Genomic DNA, 17,988 nt, shown 5'->3' with positions numbered 1-17,988 from the left:
GGTTGATAGGCCAGATATGGAAGCCTGGTAACGGGTGGAGTTGACTGGTACTAATAGGCCGAGGGCTTGTCCATTGATGCTCGCGTTCACTGTGTTGGTTCTGAAACCACGACCATGTCGCCTCTTGTCGGGGGCGTTCCGGTTGATTGTTTCATAGTGTTTCGGTGGTCATAGCGTGAGGGAAACGCCCGGTTACATACCGAACCCGGAAGCTAAGCCTCACAGCGCCGATGGTACTGCAGGGGGGACCCTGTGGGAGAGTAGGACACCGCCGAACAATTTTTGGGGAAACCCCCGCACCTTCGGGTGCGGGGGTTTTCTGCGTTTCGGGTCATTCCGGGTCCATTAGGGTCTACGGCATGCGCTATGACCTCGTCATCTTCGACAACGACGGTGTCCTCGTGGACAGCGAGCCGATATCCAACCGGCTGCTGGCCGCCTATCTCACCGAACTGGGACACCCGACGTCGTACGAGGACTCCATCCGCGACTACATGGGCTCCGCGATGCACCGCGTCCACGACCTGGTGCTGGAGCGCACCGGCCGGCGGCTGCCGGAGGACTTCGACGAGGTCTTCCACGCCCGGGTGTTCGCCGCGTTCGAGCGGGAGCTGCGGCCCGTGCCCGGGGCGACCGGCGTCCTGGAGAAACTGGCCGCGGACGGGGTGCCGTACTGCGTGGCCTCCTCCGGGAGCCACGAGCGGATACGGGTGGGACACCGCACGACCGGCCTTGACCGGTGGTTCACGGACGAGCGGATCTTCAGCTCCGAGGATGTCGGACGGGGCAAGCCGGCGCCGGACCTGTTCCTGCACGCGGCCCGGCGGATGGGCGTGGCCCCCGGGCGGTGCGTGGTCGTGGAGGACTCCCCCCTGGGCGTCCAGGCCGCCGTGGCGGCCGGGATGGACGTGTACGGGTTCACCGCGATGACACCGGCGGAGCGGCTCGCGGGCGCCGGGCACCTCTTCTCCCGCATGGAGGAGCTGACCGGCCTGCTGGGATGACCGCCGGCGGCGGACCGGGCTGACATTTGTCACCCCGGCCTGCGGACGATCGTTCCTACCGCCGGACCCCGCCCCGCGGCGAAGCTGAGGGCATGACGAAGACCACGGGGAACCAGGACCGGCAGCCGGGCGCGGCGGACCACGTCAAGCCGCTGCTCGTCGACATCGCCGCGCCACTCGGCGCCTACTACCTCTGCAAGGACGCCCTCGGCACGAGCACCCTGACCGCGCTCGCCCTGAGCAGTGTGGTGCCCGCCGTGCGGACCGTCTCCTCACTGGTGCGCGAGCGGCGGATCAACGCGCTGGCCGCCCTGATCCTCGCCGTCAACGTCGTCTCGCTGGTGCTGAGCCTCGTCTCCGGCGATCCGCGGCTGATGCTCGCCAAGGACGGCGCGGTCGGCAGCACGGTGGCCGTCGGCATCCTGCTGTCCGTGGCGCTCGGCAGGCCCATGATGAGCACGGTCGTGCAGCCCTTCCTGGTCAAGGGCGACCCGGCCCGCGAGGCCGCCTGGGCGCGGCTCGCGTCGGGCGCGGCGGCCGGCTCGGAGCGGTTCCGGCGCAAGGAGCGGCTGTTCTCCCTACTGTGGGGCGGCGGGCTGCTGCTGGAGTGCGCGGCCCGGGTCGCCGGTGCCTACACGCTCCCCGTGGACACCATGGTGTGGCTGGGTACGGTCGCCGTGGTGATGGTCCTGACGGTCACCTTCCTGGTGAGCGGCGCACTGGCCGCGGGGCCGATGGGCCGGCTGGTCACCGCCGAGACCGGGGCCGCCGTGTCCGGCCCTCGGCCGATGGAAACTGAGCCGAACTCACCTTTGGCCGGATCTACCCACAGGTAATCCGGGGCCCTACCCTCGCCGCCATGACTGATGTGCTGCGGCGCGGCAGGGCCTCGCTGGCGTTCGGCTTCTTCGCCCAGGGCGTCGCCTTCGCCCTGCTGGTGACGCGCATCCCGGCCGTCCAGGACCGGTACGGCGTCTCCGACGCGCTGCTCCCGGCCTTCCTGGCCGCGGTCCCCATTCTCGCCGGGGTCGGCAGCGTGGCCACCGAGCGCCTGGTGCGGCGGGTCCGGCCGAGCCGGGTGCTGCGCTGGTCCCAGCCGGTGGTGCTGCTGGCGCTGCTCGGGGCCGGGGCGGGCGGGCCCGGGCAGGTGGCCGCGCTGGCGGTGGCGCTGGGCGTCTTCGGCCTGGCGGTGGGCGCGCTGGACGCGTCCATGAACATGCTCGGCGTCAGCCTCCAGCGGTCGTACGGGCGCAGCATCATGCTCGGCTTCCACGCCGTCTACAGCCTGGGCGGGATCGTCGGGGCCTCGCTGGCCTGGGCCGGGGCGCACTGGCAGCTCGCGCTGTGGGTGTCGTACCTGCCGGTGGTGGCGGTGCTGCTGCCGGCGGCGCTGCTGGGGAGCCGGTGGTACGTCGACGGGGCGCCCGCGCCGGTGCGGGACGACCGTGCGGACGGCGGTGGTGCCGCCTTCACGCTGCTGCTGCCGCTGTGCCTGGTGATGACCTTCGCCTACATCGGGGACTCGACCGTCTCCAACTGGAGCGCGAAGTACCTGAAGGACGTGCTGGGGGGCTCGGAGCAGCTGGCGACCGTGCCGTACAACGTGTACATGGTGACCACGCTGGCGGGCCGGGCCGTCGGGGACCTCGGGGTACGGCGGTTCGGGGCGGCGGCGGTCGTCCGGCTCGGGGCACTGGTCGCGGCGGGCGGGTTCGCGGTGGTGGCGCTGGCGCCCGGCGCGTGGGTGGGGATGCTCGGGTTCACGCTGCTGGGACTCGGGCTGTGCGTGCTGGTGCCGCAGACCTTCGCGGCGGCCGGCCGGCACGCGTTCGAACAACACGGTCCGGGGGCCTCGGACGCGGCCATCGCGCGGCTGAACATCTTCAACTACGTGGGCTTCCTGATCGGTTCGCCGCTGGTGGGCGCCCTGGGGGACGCCTGGAGCTACCGGGGCGCCATGCTCGTGCCGATGGTGCTGGTACTGGTGACACTGGCGTACGCCAGGTCGTTCGCGGCTCAACCGGACCGATACGGTGGCGGGCATGAGCGGCCGCGCACAGCTGATGTGGGACGAGGCAGTAACGGGCTATGACTTCGGTCCGAGCCATCCGATGGATCCGGTCCGGCTGGAGCTGACCCGCCGGCTGGTCGGGGCCTTCGGGCTGGACCGGGAGCTGGCGGTCGTCGCGGCGAAACCGGCCGGCGAGTCGACGCTGCGGCTGGTCCACCGGGAGGACTACATCGACGCGGTGAAGGCCGCGTCGGCGGACCCGGCGGGCGCCGACGGCTCGTACGGACTCGGCACGCTCGACGATCCGGCGTTCGCCGGCATGCACGAGGTGTCCGCGCTGATCGCGGGCCAGTCGGTGGGGGGGGCCGAGGCCGTGTGGCGGGGGGACGCCGAGCACGCGGTGAACTTCGCGGGCGGGCTGCACCACGCGATGCCGGGCGGCGCGTCCGGGTTCTGCGTCTACAACGACGCGGCCCTCGCGATCGCGCGGCTGCTGGAGCTGGGCGCCGAGCGGGTCGCCTACGTGGACGTCGACGTGCACCACGGGGACGGGGTGCAGGCCGCGTTCTGGGAGGACCCCCGGGTGCTGACCATCTCGCTGCACGAGCATCCCGGCACGCTGTTCCCGGGGACCGGGTGGCCGCAGGAGACGGGCGCGGGCGCGGGGGAGGGCGCGGCGGTGAACGTGGCGCTGCCCGCCGGGACCGGGGACGCGGGGTGGCTGCGGGCGTTCCACGCGGTGGTGCCGGAACTGCTCGCCGGCTTCCGGCCGCAGGTCCTGGTCTCCCAGCACGGCGCCGACACCCACTTCGAGGACCCGCTCGCCCACCTGGCCGTCTCGCTGGACGCGCAGCGGGCGGTACAGCTGGCGTGCCACGAGCTGGCGCACGCCCACGCGGACGGCAAGTGGGTCGCCCTCGGCGGCGGCGGATACGCGGTCGTGGACGTCGTACCCCGGTCCTGGACGCATCTCGTGGGCATCGCGGCGGGCAAGCCGCTGGAGCCGGAGTCGGTGATCCCCGAGAGCTGGCGGCAGGAGGTGTTCGCCCGGACCCGGCAGCCGGGGCCGCGGCGGATGACGGACGGGCGCCGGCCGGTGGAGTACGGCGCGTGGGAGTCGGGTTACGACCCGGCCGACCGCATCGACCAGGCGATCCTGGCGACCCGCCGAGCGGCGTTCCCCCTGCGCGGCCTCCTGCCGTAAGACCCGCCGGGAACGCCCACCGGGAGCGCCCCTCGCGAACCCCGGCCCGGGGCCCGTACCGAAGGACCGGCCGTGCGTGTCCTGCGGTGTGTCGGCCCACCGGCGGCCGTATCGCCCTGCCGGCTCGCCGGCGGAGCGCCCGCGCCGAAGTACCGGCCGTGCGTGCCCTGCGGTGCGTCGCCCGGAGTGCCCGCTGTTCGGAGCACCGGCGGCCGTGTCGCCCTGCCGGCTCGCAGGCCGGTGCGCCCGCTGTCGCAGTGCCGGTCGGTGCATGCGCACGGTGTGGCGCCGGCCGTGGGCGGATGGTGGCGCGGGGCCGGGTACGGGCATCACGCCGCGGTGGGTCGCGCCGGTCACCGCCCGTGCCGTCGGCCGGGGAGGCCGGGCGTGGAGGGACCCGGTGGAGGGCCCGTTCGCTCGTTGGGCCATCCGCGCGCAATCCCGGTGTTTCCGCCCCGGCCCCGCCCCCGATGGGTCACCATCGCTCCGTGTCGTCCTCCGCCCGGCTCCGTGCCCATCTGGTGGCCGTTCGGCTGGCCGGGGTGGTGGCGACCTCGCGGGAGGACAGTCTGCGCAGCTACCGGCTGTTCGCCGCCCGGGATCCGCGTGCGCTGATCGGGATCGACCCGGAAGGCGCCTGGGGGCTCGGGGACCTGCTCGCCCTGATGGCGCGGAAGTGCGGGGTCTCGGCCGACCCCCGGCACACGAGCGGACCGGACGTGATCGATCCGGAGCGGACGCTCGCCGCCCTCGACGCCTTCGCCGGGCGGATCCGGGAGGCGGCCCGGCGGGGTGCTCCCGTGCTGTTCGGCACCGGGCACCCGGGACGGTTGCTGGGGTTCTACGCCGCTCTGGCGGACGCGCTGTCGGCGGCGGGATGTGAGATCCTCACCCCCGCGCAGGGTCGTTGTGTCGACATATTGACCCGGTTCGGTCTACGTCCGCATCGCCTCGACTACGTACGAGGGGTTGCCCTGGTGCGGGAACCGGTGAGCGGGCGCCCCGGTTGTGAGCCGGGTGCCCACACCCACTCGCCGCTCCCGGTTCGGGTCGCGCTGGAGGCCGCCGCCGAGGCCGGCGGACCGCTTCCGGAGCTGGTCGTCGGTGATCACGGATGGGTCTGCGGCGCAGGTCAGCTGGGGTTCGAGGCCATCGGTCTAGCCGACACCGACGACCCCGCGCCGTTCGTCGGGGAGGCCGAGGGACGGGTGTCCGTCGTCGTTCCGGTTGATGACGCAGTGCGGTCTGCTCACTACCGCCCGCTGGCCCGCTACGTGCTCCATCGGGCCCGCTTGTCACAGTAGGCCGCCGATGGGTGCACCTCTTCCCCACTCGCATCACCCGCCCCTAGTCTGGGGAGTGAGCACGCAACGACGAAGAGTCACCGGAAGGGGAAGCCGGTGGCCGTCGAGTGCGGAAGGTTCAGGTGTGTCATGGCTGCAGCTGGCGAGAGGCCTCTGAACGAGGTTCAGTTCCTTACCGTGGCGGAAGTCGCCTCGGTGATGCGAGTGTCCAAGATGACCGTGTACCGCCTGGTGCACAGCGGTCATCTGCCCGCGATCCGGGTGGGGCGGTCCTTCCGCGTCCCGGAGCAAGCGGTACACGAGTACCTCCGCGACAGCTATGTGGGGGTGGAGACGGCCTGACGGCGACCCCCGGGTGACCGGGGGAGACCCCCTCGATTACGACCTCGGCGCTCGGTTGGGTAGGCTAGCCCCTCGTAGGTCGTGTGGGCCCATGGCGCCCAAACAACCGAGTGATGAGAAGTGAGCGAGGGTAGTCGTGGGCTCTGTTATCAAGAAGCGGCGCAAGCGGATGGCCAAGAAGAAGCACCGCAAGCTGCTCAAGCGCACGCGCGTTCAGCGTCGCAACAAGAAGTAGGCGGTCCCCCGTGCGAGCGGGGTGATCGCGAGCGACGCCGCGAGAGCGTGGCACCTGTGGCCCCCCACCAGCAGTGGTGGGGGGCCACCGGCATGTTCCGGGCATGTGCCGACGGGGGAAATTCCGTCCCCCCGCGCACCGGGGGTCCTCCCACCGCGCCGCCGACCGGCTAGGTTGGCCGCACACGGGGAACGCGGGATACCGGTTACGCGGGAAGGAGGGCGCTGATCTTGGGAAGGGTCGTGCTCGTCACCGGAGTCGCCCGGCAGCTCGGCGGCCGGTTCGTGCGGCGGATCCTGCGGGACCCGGAGGTGGACCGGGTGATCGCCGTGGACGCGGTGCCGCCGGCACACCACCTGGGCGGCGCCGACTTCGTCCAAACCGACATCCGGCAGCCGACGATCGCCCGGGTGCTGGCCGAGACGGGCGCCGACACGGTCGTCCACCTGGACGTGACCGGCACCGCGCTGGGCGGCGGCAGCCGGGCCACGGTCAAGGAGACCAACGTCATCGGCACCATGCAACTGCTCGGTGCCTGCCAGAAGTCGCCGGCCGTGCGCCGGCTGGTGGTGAAGTCCAGCACGAACGTCTACGGCTCCGCGCCGCGCGATCCGGCCGTGTTCACCGAGACCACCCCGGCCAAGTCGCTGCCCAGCGGCGGTTTCGCGAAGGACGCCGTCGAGGTGGAGGGGTACGTGCGCGGGTTCGCGCGGCGGCGGCCGGACGTCGCCGTGTGCGTGCTGCGGTTCGCCAATATCCTCGGCCCCACCGTGGACACCCCGCTCGCCTCCTACTTCTCGCTGCCCGTCCTGCCGACCGTGTTCGGCTACGACCCGCGGCTGCAGTTCGTGCACGAGGACGATGTGATCGAGGTGCTGCGGATCGCCTCGCACGAACCGCGCCGGGGCAGCCTCAACAGCGGCACCTTCAACATCGCCGGGGACGGCGTGCTGCTGCTCTCGCAGTGCTCGAGGCGGCTCGGGCGGCCCACCGTGCCGCTGCTGCTGCCCGCGGTCACCTGGGCCGGCTCCCTGGTGCGTACGCTCGGTATGACGGACTTCTCGCCGGAGCAGATCCGGCTGCTCACCCACGGGCGGGTGGTGGACACCGGCCAGATGCGCGAGACGCTGGGCTTCGCCCCCCGCTACACGACGGCCGAGACGTTCGCGGACTTCGCGCGCTCCCTGGGCCCGGGGCTGCTGCCGCCGGAGACCCTCGCGGGGGCCGTCGACCGGGTCGCCGTGCTGTCCGCGAGGGCGGCCGGCCACCCCCAGACGCACAGCGCCAACTGAGGAGAGCGGCAACGATGGCGGACGCCAAGGTCATTCCGTTCGATGACGACCGGTCCCGGGGGAGCGCCGCCCAGCGCCAGGCGCGGCGGCGCGGCGGGAGCGACCGGCGCGGCGCGCTCGGCGAGCCGGGCGGGAGGGGCGCGGTCCAGCCGCTGCCGGGCCGGGAGCGGGCAGGGGAGGACGAGCCGGTGGACCGTGCGGAGGAGCCGGTGCGGCCCCCGCAGGACGGCGGGCACGACGGCGGGCAGGACGGCGGCCTGGAACGGCGGGTGGCGGCCGGGCTGGCCTTCCTGCGGCGCCGGCTCACCGGGGACTACGAGGTCGACGACTTCGGCTACGACGAGGAGCTGACCGACCAGGTCCTGATGTCGCTGCTGCGGCCGGTGTACGAGAAGTACTTCCGGGTCGAGGTGAAGGGCGTCGAGAACATCCCGGCCGAGGGCGGGGCGCTGATCGTCGCCAACCACTCCGGGACGCTGCCGCTGGACGGCCTGATGATGCAGGTGGCCGTGCACGACCACCACCCCGCCGGCCGCCATCTGCGGCTGCTCGCGGCCGACCTGGTCTTCGTGCTGCCGGTGGTCAACGAGCTGGCCCGCAAGCTGGGGCACACCCTGGCCTGCGCGGAGGACGCGGAACGGCTGCTGGGCCAGGGCGAGCTGGTCGGGGTGATGCCGGAGGGCTTCAAGGGCATCGGCAAACCCTTCGGCGAGCGCTACAAGCTCCAGCGGTTCGGCCGGGGCGGCTTCGTCTCGACGGCGCTGCGGCAGGGCGTGCCGATCGTCCCCTGCTCGATCGTCGGGGCGGAGGAGATCTACCCGATGATCGGCAACGCCAAGACGCTGGCCCGGGTGCTGGGCATCCCGTACTTCCCGCTGACGCCGACGTTCCCGTGGCTCGGCCCGCTGGGCGCGATCCCGCTGCCGACGAAGTGGACGATCCAGTTCGGCGAGCCGATCCCGACGGACGGCTATCCGCCGGAGGCCGCCGAGGACCCGATGCTGATGTTCAACCTGACCGACCAGGTGCGCGAGCAGATCCAGCACACGCTGTACAAGCTGCTGGTGCAGCGGCGGTCGGTGTTCTTCTGAGCGGTCTCCTCGGAGGTTTCCCGGGGGACCTGGTGAGAGGCGTACGGCTGCGGGGGCGCCCCTGCTCGGGAAGGGGGCGTCCCCCGCAGCGGGCTAGTCCTGGTCCTCGCCTTCGATGCCGAGGCCGGGGAGCAGGTCGGGGATGAGCGGCGGGATGGTGACGTCCGGCTGGGCCGACGGGGACTTGCCGGCGGACGGGGAACCGCCCGTGCTGCCGGTCTTCGGCGGGTCGAGCAGGCCGTCGGCACCGCCGTCGAGGAGTCCCTCGCCGCTGCTGCCGGTCGCCGGGTCGCTCGGCGCGTCCGTGCCGGAGTGCCGGCCGGGGGACGGGGTGTGGCCGGGGGAGCCGGGCGGCGCCGACCGGTGGGTGCCCGAGGAGTCGGTGGCCGCCGGGCCCGAGCCGTCACCCGGGCGCCGGTCCCCGCCGGGCCGGGGCGGTTGCTGCGGGAGCAGCGACTGCAGCGGGGCGACCTCTTCGTCTATGGCGTCGAAGACCGAGGACACCTGCTGTTTGACGTCGCCGAGCTGGACGGGCAGCTTGTCGCTGAGCGCGCTCCACGCCTCGCGGTGGGACCGGGAGAAGGCGGACAGCGCCTGGATGGGGCCGAGGGAGTCCGGGTCGGCCTCGTACGCCGCGTGGAGCAGCCGGTGGCCCTCGGTGACGTCGTGCCGCATCCCCGCCAGGGTGCGGCGGATCTCGCCGATGGACTCGTGGTCCAGGTGGCCGCCCCGGCCGCGCTCCAGCAGCCGGCGGGCCTCGCCGAGCCGGGTGGAGGCCTGGTCGAGGTAGGTCTGGCCGCGCTGGTCGTCGCCGTCGGTCAGGTAGTTGAGCTTGAAGTCCTCGATGCCGCGCTTCAGGCCGTACAGCGAGTCGCCGGGCAGGGCGTCGGAGCTGGCGGCGGCGACCCCGCCGAAGGCCCCGGCGGCCACGCCGACGCTGAGCCCGCCGGCCGCGAGCCCCTTGGTGAGCCTGGTGCGCGGGCGGAACCTGCCGAGCGGTCCCGCCCGGTGGGCGCCCCTCGCCCGGGCGGAGCGTTGTTCCGGCACGGACGTGTCCGCCGCCCCGGTCCCCTCCTGGAGCATGGCCTCCATCGCGGCCACCAACTGGGCCCGCTGGACGACCTTGACCTCCGGGTCGAGCTGCGGCCGGGGCAGCGCGCCGAGCCCCGTCGTCAGGGCCAGCAGCCGGCCCTGTTCGGTCCGCTCCTCGGCGGTCGGCGGGGAACCCGCCGGGCCTTCGGACTGCTCGGCCGCCGTGTCCTGGTCGGACTGCTCCTCCAGGGCCTGGGCGAAGGCGTTCGCCCGCCGGTGCGCCGATACGTTCGCGATCACTGGCGGCACCTCCTCTCGTCATGACGGTCGACTCCCCAGGGGGTCCTGAGGGTTGCACGTCCACGAGCGTGTCCCCGGATCGGGTGATCGGGGACGGTCGGGACGTGACCACAGGGAGCCTGTATCCCGCACAACGACTGGCGCGGCACTTGGGTTACGGACGGCGGGCGAGCGGTACGGAAAGACAACACGCCGTCACGCGGCGTGAGTTGAGCGTCGCCCGCCGTGGCCCCGACCGTCGGGCGCCCGCCGTCGTCCGCTCAGCGGGCGTCGTCCGGCAGCAGCCGGGCGAGGGTGCGCACGGCGCGGTACTGGAGGGTCTTGATGGCGCCCTCGTTCTTGCCCATGACCCGGGCGGTCTCGGCGACCGAGAGGCCCTGGAGGAAGCGGAGCGTCACACACTCCTGCTGTTGTGGGTTGAGCCGCCGTACCGCGTCGAGCAGGGCGGCGTTGGACAGGGACTCCAGGACGGAGTCCTCCGGGGAGCGCTCGACCTCGTTGGCGTCGAGCATCTCGCCCGTGGTGACCTCCAGCCGGAAGCGGCTGGACTTGAAGTGGTCGGCGACCAGGTTCCGGGCGATGGTGACCAGCCAGGCGCCGAAGTCACGGCCCTGCCAGGTGAACGTGCCGATCCTGCGCAGGGCCCGCAGAAAGGTCTCGCTGGTGAGGTCCTCGGCGGTGGCCCGGCCGCCGACGCGGTAGTAGATGTACCGGTAGACGGTGTCGCTGTACTGGTCGTAGAGGCGCCCGAAGGCTTCGGCCTCGCCGGACTGGGCGCGTTCGACGAGGTCCATCATGCGGGCGCTGTCGCTGTCGGCGGCCGGCCGGCGGGCGGTGGCCGGGCCGGTGGCACGCCCCCGTCTGCCGACGGCGGCGCTGCCGTCGGCCAGTGCGTAGCACGGGCCTGTGGGCGCGGCGGCTGCGAAAGCGGGGACGGCGTACGCGGGGGGGACGAAGCCGCGCAGTGTTTCCTTGACCGTCGCGACCGTTGCGCGCAGCGTAGCCAGGCCCGAGGCGTCAACCCCGACGTGTGGGTACACGGGACTCCCAGAGGCAGAGCTTCCATCACGTGCAGTGCGGGACCGTTCACCCGTCGTAGCGACGGAGGGGTACCGGTTTGCGTCTGAGGAGAATAACGCTTCGTACAGGCCCTGCTACACCGAGTTGCTCAAATCATCGATTGCGTCGCTTCTGTGGCTGTTTGATGCCGGGTCAAGTTCATGAATTTGATCGGTTCTTGAACGAAAAGAGGCGTGTTTCGATGAAGTACGAGGCGTGTTGAAATGGCCGCGGCATAATCGTGCGCGCGGACGGGAGTGCGTGACCGGCTCGCCGCTACCGGCGCCGCCGGGTCAGGGCGATCGCGGCCGCCGTGCCGCCGGCCACCGCGCCGACCCCGGCCGCCGCCGGGATGCCGACCTTCGCCGCCTTGCGGCCCGTGCGGTAGTCCCGCAGCCGCCAGTCCTGCTCGCGGGCGTGCCGGCGCAGCTTGGCGTCCGGGTTGACGGCATAGGGGTGGCCGACCAGGGACAGCATCGGGATGTCGTTGTGGCTGTCGCTGTAGGCCGCGCAGCGGGAGAGGTCCAGCCCCTCGGCGGCGGCCAGCGCGCGCACCGCCTCCGCCTTGGCGGGCCCGTGCAGCGGCTCGCCGACCAGCCGGCCGGTGTAGACGCCGTCGACCGACTCGGCCACCGTGCCGAGGGCGCCGGTCAGGCCGAGGCGGCGGGCGATCACCTGGGCGATCTCCACCGGGGCCGCGGTGACCAGCCACACCTTCTGGCCCGCGTCCAGGTGGGCCTGGGCGAGGGCGCGGGTGCCGGGCCAGATGCGGTCGGCCATGTACTCGTCGTAGATCTCCTCGCCGATGGACTCCAGCTCGGCGACCCGGTGGCCCTTGACGATCGACAGCGCCGAATCGCGGACGTCCTGCATGTGCTCGGGATCCTCGACGCCGGCCAGCCGGAACCAGGTCTGCTGCCAGGCGAACCGGGCGAGGTCGCGGGTCTCGAAGAACTTCCGCTTGTACAGGCCCCGGCCGAAGTGGAAGAGCGCGGCTCCCTGCATCACCGTGTTGTCCAGGTCGAAGAAGGCGGCGGCCCGCACGTCGCCGAACACCGGGAACTGCGGTTCCTCGGGCGTGGCGGTCTCCAGCGAGGACTTGCGGGCGGCCTCCGCCGAGGCCTCGCCTGCCAACACGCTCCGCGCCGTGGCGGAGCGCCTACGGGGAGTGAGCCATCCGAGAGCGGCCATGACGCGAGCATAGCCACTGTGTCCGAAGGTTCCGGAGTCGAGAGGTTGGCGTGGTGTGAACGCCGGGCGAAGGGGTCGCCCGGGGGCGCGAGAATGGCCGGTATGAGTCCGCTCTTCCGACGCAAGGCAGAGCCGCGAGCGCGGCTGGTGACCCTGATCCGCAAGCCCGGCTGTCATCTGTGCGACGACGCGCAGCTGGTGGTCGAGAGGGTGTGCGGCGACCTCGGAGTGCCGTGGGAGCCGAAGGACATCACGGAGGACCGGGACCTCCACGACCGCTACTGGGAGCAGATCCCCGTCGTACTGATCGACGGTGAACAGCACACCTTCTGGCGCGTGAACGAGGAGCGACTGCGCCGGGCACTGACCGACTAGTCCAAACCGGTCGGAAAGTCGCTTAGGATCGACGGCGGTTTGGTCTCGGGGGCGGGATTCGTGAGGAGAGTGTGCGGTTTTGCCCCCAGTAACGAAGGAACGTCGGTGCGTGCGCGCCGGTTCCCGCTCCGGGCGTGAAACCGGCGTGACCCCGGTCACTTCTGCCGGGCAAATCGGACACCATCTTTGTGCACGCGTTCACAAAGACATAGCCTGCTGTCGACGGGGCGGTCTGGGGACGTATGACCGCCTACAGCCCCGCTCTACCCGCAGGAGCACCGTGGCAACTGGCCGAACACACCGACCGGCGACCCGTAGCCGAGGGATTCCCGAGGCCACCGTCGCCCGGCTTCCGCTGTACCTCCGAGCCCTGACCGCACTGTCGGAGCGCTCGGTCCCCACGGTCTCCTCCGAGGAGCTGGCCGCGGCGGCGGGAGTCAACTCCGCCAAGCTGCGCAAGGACTTCTCGTACCTGGGTTCCTACGGAACGCGCGGCGTCGGCTACGACGTGGAGTATCTCGTCTACCAGATCTCCCGCGAGCTCGGCCTGACCCAGGACTGGCCGGTTGTGATCGTCGGCATCGGCAACCTCGGCGCCGCCCTGGCCAACTACGGCGGCTTCGCCTCCCGCGGCTTCCGGGTCGCCGCGCTGATCGACGCCGACCCCGCGATGGCCGGCAAGCCGGTCGCGGGCATCCCGGTGCGGCACACCGACGACCTCGAGAAGATCATCAAGGACAACGGGGTCTCCATCGGCGTGATCGCCACCCCGGCGGGCGCCGCCCAGCAGGTCTGCGACCGGCTCGTCGCCGCCGGCGTGACCTCCATCCTGAACTTCGCGCCGACCGTGCTGTCCGTCCCGGACGGCGTCGACGTGCGCAAGGTCGACCTCTCCATCGAGCTGCAGATCCTCGCGTTCCACGAGCAGCGCAAGGCCGGCGAGGAGAGCCCCGCGGGCGACGGCGCCCTGCCCGCCGCCGCCCCCCGCGACACCGCCGCCGACCAGGGACCCGACGGGGACGTCCCCGCCGTGATGCCGGCATGAGCCTCCTCGTCGTAGGCCTCAGCCACCGCAGCGCCCCGGTCAGCGTGCTGGAGCGGGCCGCGCTGAGCGCGGACGCCCAGATCAAGCTGGTCCAGGACACGGTCGCCGCCGAGCCCGCCACCGAGGCCGCGGTGCTCGCCACCTGCAACCGCATCGAGCTGTACGCCGACGTGGACAAGTTCCACGCGGGTGTCGCCGAGCTGTCCACGCTGCTCGCCCGGCACAGCGGGGTCGGCCTGGAGGAACTGACGCCGTACCTCTACGTGCACTACGAGGACCGGGCCGTCCACCACCTGTTCTCGGTGGCCTGCGGGCTGGACTCGATGGTCGTCGGCGAGGGCCAGATCCTCGGCCAGATCAAGGACTCCCTGGCCCGCGCCCAGGAGCTGCACACCGCCGGCAAGCTGCTGAACGACCTGTTCCAGCAGGCCCTGCGGGTCGGCAAGCGCGCCCACTCCGAGACCGGCATCGACCGCGCCGGCCAGTCCCTGGTCACCTTCGGCCTGGAGCAGCTGGCCGTCGGCCGGGCCGTGCCCGACTGGGCGCGCGGCAAGAAGGCGCTGGTCATCGGCGCCGGCTCGATGTCCTCCCTGGCCGCCGCCACGCTGGCGCGCGCCGGGGTCGCCGAGGTCGTCGTCGCCAACCGCACCTTCGAGCGCGCCGAGCGGCTCGCCGGGATCCTCATGGAGTCCGACGACAACGCGGTGACCGCCCGCGCGGTGCGCATGGACGCGGTGGCCGACGAACTGACACGTGCCGACGTCGTCGTCTCCTGTACCGGGGCGACGGGCCTGGTGCTCACGGCGGAGGCGGTCGCGCACGCGGTCGAGGACCGCACCGGACACCCCGTCGCCGACACCGGCGCCCCGGCCGCGAGGCCCGCGGCCCCGCAGCGCCACACCGGCCTCGGCGCCGACGACAACTGCCCGCTGGACCTGGCCGCCGTACAGCCCGGCTTCTCCCTCATGGGCGAGGCCGCCGTGGCCGGCATGGACGCGGCCACCCTGGAACAGCACGCGGCCTGGGTCGCGGGCGGCAGCACGGCCGACCGCCGGGAGCGCCGCAGCCCCGAGGCGGACGCCGAGCTGATCACCGCGCTCGCCGCGACCGCCGCCACCGTCGGCCGGATCCCCGAGCGGCGCAGGCCGGAGCCGGTGGCCGAGCGCCCCGCGCCCTTCCTCTTCCTGCTCGACCTGGCCATGCCCCGCGACATCGACGCGGCCGTGCACCGACTGGCCGGGGTCCGCCTGGTGGACATCGAGTCGCTGGCGGAGGCCTCCGCCGACGCGCCGATGGCCGCCGACGTGGACCAGGTCCGGCGCATCGTCGCCGACGAGGTCGCGGCCTTCGGTGCCGCGCTGCGGGCGGCGCACATCACGCCGACCGTGGTCGCGCTGCGCACCATGGCCGCCGACGTCGTCGCCAGTGAGCTGGCCCGCCTCCACGGCCGCCTGCCCGACCTGGACGAACGCCAGCGGGGCGAGATCCGGCAGACCGTGCACCGGGTCGTCGACAAGCTGCTGCACGCGCCGACCGTACGGGTCAAGCAGCTCGCGGCCGAGCCCGGCGGCGCCGGGTACGCGGACGCGCTGCGCACCCTGTTCGACCTCGAGCCCGAGACGGCCGTCTCCGGGGCCGGGAACAGCACGCGGAACAAGAACCGAGGGCCAGCATGAGTGAGAAGGCACTGCGGCTGGGGACCAGGCGGAGCAAGCTCGCCATGGCCCAGTCCGGGCAGGTGGCCGAGATCGTCCGCGAGGTGACCGGCCGGCCCGTCGAACTGGTCGAGATCACCACCTACGGCGATGTGTCCCGGCAGGCGCTGGCGCAGATCGGCGGCACCGGTGTGTTCGTCACCGCGCTGCGGGACGCGCTGCTCGGGGGCGAGGTCGACTTCGCGGTTCATTCGCTCAAGGACCTGCCGACCGCGCAGCCCGCGGAGCTGGTCCTGGCCGCCGTACCGGTGCGCGAGGACCCGCGGGACGTCATCGTCGCGCGCGACGCGCTGAAGCTCACCGACCTGCCGCGCGGCGCCCGCATCGGCACCGGCGCGCCGCGCCGCATGGCGCAGCTGAACGCGTACGCCCGCGCGCACGGACTGGACATCGAGACCGTCCCGATCCGCGGCAACGTCGACACCCGCATCCGGTACGTCCGCGACGGCGAGCTGGACGCGGTCGTGCTGGCCGCCGCCGGCCTCAACCGGATCGGCCGCATCGACGAGGTGACCGACTTCCTGTCGGTCGACACGGTTCTGCCCGCCCCCGGCCAGGGGGCCCTGGCGATCGAGTGCACCGCGGACAACGCGGAACTGATCGCCGCGCTAGGCGCGCTGGACGACCCGCTCACCCGGGCCGCCGTCACCGCCGAACGATCACTGCTCGCCGCCCTGGAGGCCGGTTGCAGCGCACCCGTAGGGGCGCTGGCCGACCTTCCCCCACTCTCGGCTCCGCTCGAGCGGGGGGACCCCCATGCCGACGGGCAGATTGTCAAGGAAATGCGCCTGCGCGGCGTCGTCGGCACGACCGACGGCACCCGCATGGTGCAGCTGTCCACCACCGGTCCCGTGCCCCAGACGCACGACCAGGCGTGGGCACTCGGTCGCGAACTCGCCACCGAGATGCTCGCCCAGGGCGCGGCCGGTCTGATGGGGGAGCGAGCACATTGAGCCCCACCGCCCTTCCTGCCGCCGGTCCGGAACACGGGCACGTCACCTTCCTCGGTGCCGGACCCGGGGATCCGGGACTGCTGACTCTGCGCGCCGTGGAGGCGCTGTCGAGCGCGGACGTCCTGGTCGCCGAGCACGAGGTGCTCGACGTCATCCGGACGCACGCCCGACAGGGTGTCTCCGTCGTGCAGACCGACGCCGACCCCTCTTCGGTCTCGCCGCCGGGCACGGGCACGCCCCAGCTGACGGTAGTTGACGGCACGTCAACCCCCGCCGCTGTCCCGGGTGCTGCCCGGGATGCCGCTCATCTTGTCATGGAGGCCGCGCGGGGCGGCAGGCGGGTCGTGCGTGCGGTGTCCGGGGACCCGGGACTGGACACGTACGCGGCGGAGGAGATGCTCGCCTGCGCCGCGGCCGGGGTGCCCTTCGAGGTCGTCCCCGGGGTCGCGGCGGCGGTCGGCGTGCCCGCGTACGCCGGTGTGCCGCTGCGCGACGCCGACGGCGCGGACGTCCGCTTCGTGGACGCCCGGACCGCCTCCGAGCGGTGCTGGTCCGAGGTCGGCGCCTCCGACGGCACGGTGGTCGTCTCCACCACGCTGGACTCGGTGGCCGCCGCGGCGGCCGAGCTGGTCTCGGCGGGCCGCAAGCCGGACACCCCGCTGTCGGTGACGATCGCCGGTACGACGACCCGCCAGCGCACCTGGACGGCGACGCTCGGCACGATCGCGCAGACGCTGAAGCAGGCCAAGGTGCTGCCGTCGCCGGACGGCGGCCGGCCGGTGATAGCCGTGGTCGGCGAGCGTTCCGCCGCGGCCCGGCGCGACCAGCTGTCGTGGTTCGAGTCCAAGCCGCTGTTCGGCTGGAAGGTGCTCGTGCCGCGGACCAAGGAGCAGGCGGCCTCGCTCTCCGACCAGCTGCGCTCCTACGGCGCGGTGCCGCACGAGGTGCCGACGATCGCCGTGGAGCCGCCGCGCACCCCGCAGCAGATGGAGCGGGCGGTCAAGGGCCTGGTCACCGGCCGGTACGAGTGGATCGCGTTCACGTCGGTCAACGCGGTGAAGGCGGTCCGGGAGAAGTTCGAGGAGTACGGCCTCGACGCCCGTGCCTTCGCGGGCATCAAGGTGGCCGCGGTGGGCGAGCAGACCGCCAGGGCGCTGGTCGCCTTCGGCGTGAAGCCGGACCTGGTGCCGAGCGGCGAGCAGTCGGCGGCCGGCCTCCTGGAGGACTGGCCCCCCTACGACCCGGTGTTCGACCCGATCGACCGCGTCTTCCTGCCGCGTGCCGACATCGCCACCGAGACCCTGGTGGCCGGGCTGATCGAGCTGGGCTGGGAGGTCGACGACGTCACGGCGTACCGCACCGTGCGGGCCTCGCCGCCGCCGGCGGAGACCCGTGAGGCGATCAAGGGCGGCGGCTTCGACGCGGTCCTGTTCACCTCCTCCTCGACGGTCCGCAACCTGGTCGGCATCGCGGGCAAGCCGCACAACGTGACGGTGATCGCCTGCATCGGCCCGGCCACGGCCAAGACCGCCGAGGAACACGGCCTGCGCGTCGACGTCATGGCCCCCGAGCCGTCCGTCCACAAGCTCGCGGAGGCCCTGGCCGACTTCGGCATGCGGCGCCGCGCCGCCGCTCTGGAGGCGGGGGACCCGGTGACCCGCCCGAGCGAACGCCGCCCGGGGGCACGCAGACGCCGTTCGACGACCTGAGACGGCACGGCCGGGGGGGGGGGGGGGGGGGGGGGGTGCGGCGCGGGGTGGTCCCCCCCTTCGTTCTCTCCTCCCCTCCCACCTACGGGCAGGCCCGGGCGCATGAGACAACGGGGGAGAAACCAC

The 17,988-nt window shown here is 72.7% G+C and carries 17 protein-coding genes and 1 rRNA gene; 15 read left to right on the top strand and 3 right to left on the bottom strand.

The window, feature by feature from the left end:
* Positions 1 to 160 precede the first annotated feature (160 nt).
* From rrf to ACZ4W9_RS03005, 10 genes are all read left to right on the top strand, one after another.
* Positions 161 to 277: ribosomal RNA gene (gene rrf / locus ACZ4W9_RS03050) — 5S ribosomal RNA — on the top strand.
* An 82-nt stretch (positions 278 to 359) separates the two neighbouring features.
* Positions 360 to 1,004, top strand: coding sequence for an HAD family hydrolase (locus ACZ4W9_RS03045; RefSeq protein ID WP_467932757.1), 645 nt, complete (start codon positions 360 to 362; stop codon positions 1,002 to 1,004).
* 92 nt (positions 1,005 to 1,096) lie between these two features.
* The gene (locus ACZ4W9_RS03040; protein ID WP_467932756.1) at positions 1,097 to 1,840 is read left to right on the top strand and encodes a VC0807 family protein; all 744 of its coding nucleotides are present in this window, start codon (positions 1,097 to 1,099) and stop codon (positions 1,838 to 1,840) included.
* A gap of 23 nt (positions 1,841 to 1,863) precedes the next feature.
* Positions 1,864 to 3,096, top strand: a complete 1,233-nt coding sequence (locus tag ACZ4W9_RS03035; RefSeq protein ID WP_467932754.1) for an MFS transporter — start codon at positions 1,864 to 1,866, stop codon at positions 3,094 to 3,096.
* The gene (locus tag ACZ4W9_RS03030; protein WP_467932753.1) at positions 3,047 to 4,219 is read left to right on the top strand and encodes an acetoin utilization protein AcuC; all 1,173 of its coding nucleotides are present in this window, start codon (positions 3,047 to 3,049) and stop codon (positions 4,217 to 4,219) included. Before ACZ4W9_RS03035 ends, ACZ4W9_RS03030 begins: the two co-directional genes overlap by 50 nt.
* A 470-nt stretch (positions 4,220 to 4,689) precedes the next feature.
* Positions 4,690 to 5,523 carry a phosphatase gene (locus ACZ4W9_RS03025; RefSeq protein ID WP_467932752.1) on the top strand — a complete coding sequence of 278 codons (834 nt, stop codon included), beginning with the start codon at positions 4,690 to 4,692 and terminating at the stop codon, positions 5,521 to 5,523.
* 129 nt (positions 5,524 to 5,652) lie between these two features.
* The gene (locus ACZ4W9_RS03020; RefSeq protein WP_121791081.1) at positions 5,653 to 5,865 is read left to right on the top strand and encodes a helix-turn-helix domain-containing protein; all 213 of its coding nucleotides are present in this window, start codon (positions 5,653 to 5,655) and stop codon (positions 5,863 to 5,865) included.
* A gap of 136 nt (positions 5,866 to 6,001) precedes the next feature.
* The gene (locus tag ACZ4W9_RS03015) at positions 6,002 to 6,100 is read left to right on the top strand and encodes a 30S ribosomal protein bS22 (protein ID WP_003948845.1); all 99 of its coding nucleotides are present in this window, start codon (positions 6,002 to 6,004) and stop codon (positions 6,098 to 6,100) included.
* 230 nt (positions 6,101 to 6,330) lie between these two features.
* Entirely contained in the window at positions 6,331 to 7,392 is a 1,062-nt protein-coding gene (locus ACZ4W9_RS03010) for an NAD-dependent epimerase/dehydratase family protein (protein ID WP_467932751.1), read from the top strand.
* 14 nt (positions 7,393 to 7,406) lie between these two features.
* Entirely contained in the window at positions 7,407 to 8,483 is a 1,077-nt protein-coding gene (locus tag ACZ4W9_RS03005; protein WP_467932749.1) for a lysophospholipid acyltransferase family protein, read from the top strand.
* Positions 8,484 to 8,576: 93 nt separating this feature from the next.
* On the opposite strand, the gene ACZ4W9_RS03000 is transcribed toward ACZ4W9_RS03005, so the two are convergent.
* The 3 genes from ACZ4W9_RS03000 to ACZ4W9_RS02990 all read right to left on the bottom strand — a co-directional run bounded on the left by ACZ4W9_RS03000 (position 8,577) and on the right by ACZ4W9_RS02990 (position 12,065).
* Positions 8,577 to 9,815 carry a DUF5667 domain-containing protein gene (locus ACZ4W9_RS03000; protein WP_467932748.1) on the bottom strand — a complete coding sequence of 413 codons (1,239 nt, stop codon included), beginning with the start codon at positions 9,813 to 9,815 and terminating at the stop codon, positions 8,577 to 8,579.
* Between the two features lie 260 nt (positions 9,816 to 10,075).
* A complete protein-coding gene (locus tag ACZ4W9_RS02995; RefSeq protein ID WP_467932747.1) occupies positions 10,076 to 10,855 on the bottom strand; it encodes an ECF subfamily RNA polymerase sigma factor, BldN family in 780 nt (259 codons plus the stop codon).
* 295 nt (positions 10,856 to 11,150) lie between these two features.
* The gene (locus ACZ4W9_RS02990) at positions 11,151 to 12,065 is read right to left on the bottom strand and encodes an HAD family hydrolase (RefSeq protein ID WP_467932745.1); all 915 of its coding nucleotides are present in this window, start codon (positions 12,063 to 12,065) and stop codon (positions 11,151 to 11,153) included.
* A gap of 93 nt (positions 12,066 to 12,158) precedes the next feature.
* On the opposite strand from ACZ4W9_RS02990, the gene ACZ4W9_RS02985 reads away from it, so the two are divergent.
* From ACZ4W9_RS02985 to ACZ4W9_RS02965, 5 genes are all read left to right on the top strand, one after another.
* Positions 12,159 to 12,440 carry a glutaredoxin family protein gene (locus tag ACZ4W9_RS02985; protein WP_467932744.1) on the top strand — a complete coding sequence of 94 codons (282 nt, stop codon included), beginning with the start codon at positions 12,159 to 12,161 and terminating at the stop codon, positions 12,438 to 12,440.
* Between the two features lie 280 nt (positions 12,441 to 12,720).
* The gene (locus tag ACZ4W9_RS02980) at positions 12,721 to 13,485 is read left to right on the top strand and encodes a redox-sensing transcriptional repressor Rex (RefSeq protein WP_467932743.1); all 765 of its coding nucleotides are present in this window, start codon (positions 12,721 to 12,723) and stop codon (positions 13,483 to 13,485) included.
* On the top strand, positions 13,482 to 15,161 hold the full coding sequence (locus tag ACZ4W9_RS02975) for a glutamyl-tRNA reductase (protein WP_467932741.1): 1,680 nt from the start codon (positions 13,482 to 13,484) through the stop codon (positions 15,159 to 15,161). The genes ACZ4W9_RS02980 and ACZ4W9_RS02975 overlap by 4 nt, the downstream gene beginning before the upstream one ends.
* The gene (gene hemC, locus ACZ4W9_RS02970; protein WP_467932740.1) at positions 15,158 to 16,153 is read left to right on the top strand and encodes a hydroxymethylbilane synthase; all 996 of its coding nucleotides are present in this window, start codon (positions 15,158 to 15,160) and stop codon (positions 16,151 to 16,153) included. Before ACZ4W9_RS02975 ends, hemC begins: the two co-directional genes overlap by 4 nt.
* Positions 16,150 to 17,862, top strand: a complete 1,713-nt coding sequence (locus tag ACZ4W9_RS02965; protein WP_467932739.1) for a bifunctional uroporphyrinogen-III C-methyltransferase/uroporphyrinogen-III synthase — start codon at positions 16,150 to 16,152, stop codon at positions 17,860 to 17,862. Before hemC ends, ACZ4W9_RS02965 begins: the two co-directional genes overlap by 4 nt.
* Positions 17,863 to 17,988 lie beyond the last annotated feature (126 nt).

This window comes from Streptomyces sp. NPDC029296, from assembly GCF_055569255.1.
The sequence above is the reverse complement of the archived record's forward strand: the minus strand, read 5'-3'. Positions and strand labels throughout refer to the sequence as shown.

Excerpts from the sequence above, each read along its gene's own strand:
- ACZ4W9_RS02985 (WP_467932744.1), top strand. The coding sequence starts at position 12,159 with ATGGCCGGTATGAGTCCGCTCTTCCGACGCAAGGCAGAGCCGCGAGCG.
- ACZ4W9_RS03035 (WP_467932754.1), top strand. The coding sequence starts at position 1,864 with ATGACTGATGTGCTGCGGCGCGGCAGGGCCTCGCTGGCGTTCGGCTTC.
- ACZ4W9_RS02990 (WP_467932745.1), bottom strand. The coding sequence starts at position 12,065 with ATGGCCGCTCTCGGATGGCTCACTCCCCGTAGGCGCTCCGCCACGGCG.
- ACZ4W9_RS03025 (WP_467932752.1), top strand. The coding sequence starts at position 4,690 with ATGGGTCACCATCGCTCCGTGTCGTCCTCCGCCCGGCTCCGTGCCCAT.
- ACZ4W9_RS03030 (WP_467932753.1), top strand. The coding sequence starts at position 3,047 with ATGAGCGGCCGCGCACAGCTGATGTGGGACGAGGCAGTAACGGGCTAT.
- hemC (WP_467932740.1), top strand. The coding sequence starts at position 15,158 with ATGAGTGAGAAGGCACTGCGGCTGGGGACCAGGCGGAGCAAGCTCGCC.
- ACZ4W9_RS03040 (WP_467932756.1), top strand. The coding sequence starts at position 1,097 with ATGACGAAGACCACGGGGAACCAGGACCGGCAGCCGGGCGCGGCGGAC.
- ACZ4W9_RS03020 (WP_121791081.1), top strand. The coding sequence starts at position 5,653 with ATGGCTGCAGCTGGCGAGAGGCCTCTGAACGAGGTTCAGTTCCTTACC.
- ACZ4W9_RS03005 (WP_467932749.1), top strand. The coding sequence starts at position 7,407 with ATGGCGGACGCCAAGGTCATTCCGTTCGATGACGACCGGTCCCGGGGG.
- ACZ4W9_RS03045 (WP_467932757.1), top strand. The coding sequence starts at position 360 with ATGCGCTATGACCTCGTCATCTTCGACAACGACGGTGTCCTCGTGGAC.
- ACZ4W9_RS02975 (WP_467932741.1), top strand. The coding sequence starts at position 13,482 with ATGAGCCTCCTCGTCGTAGGCCTCAGCCACCGCAGCGCCCCGGTCAGC.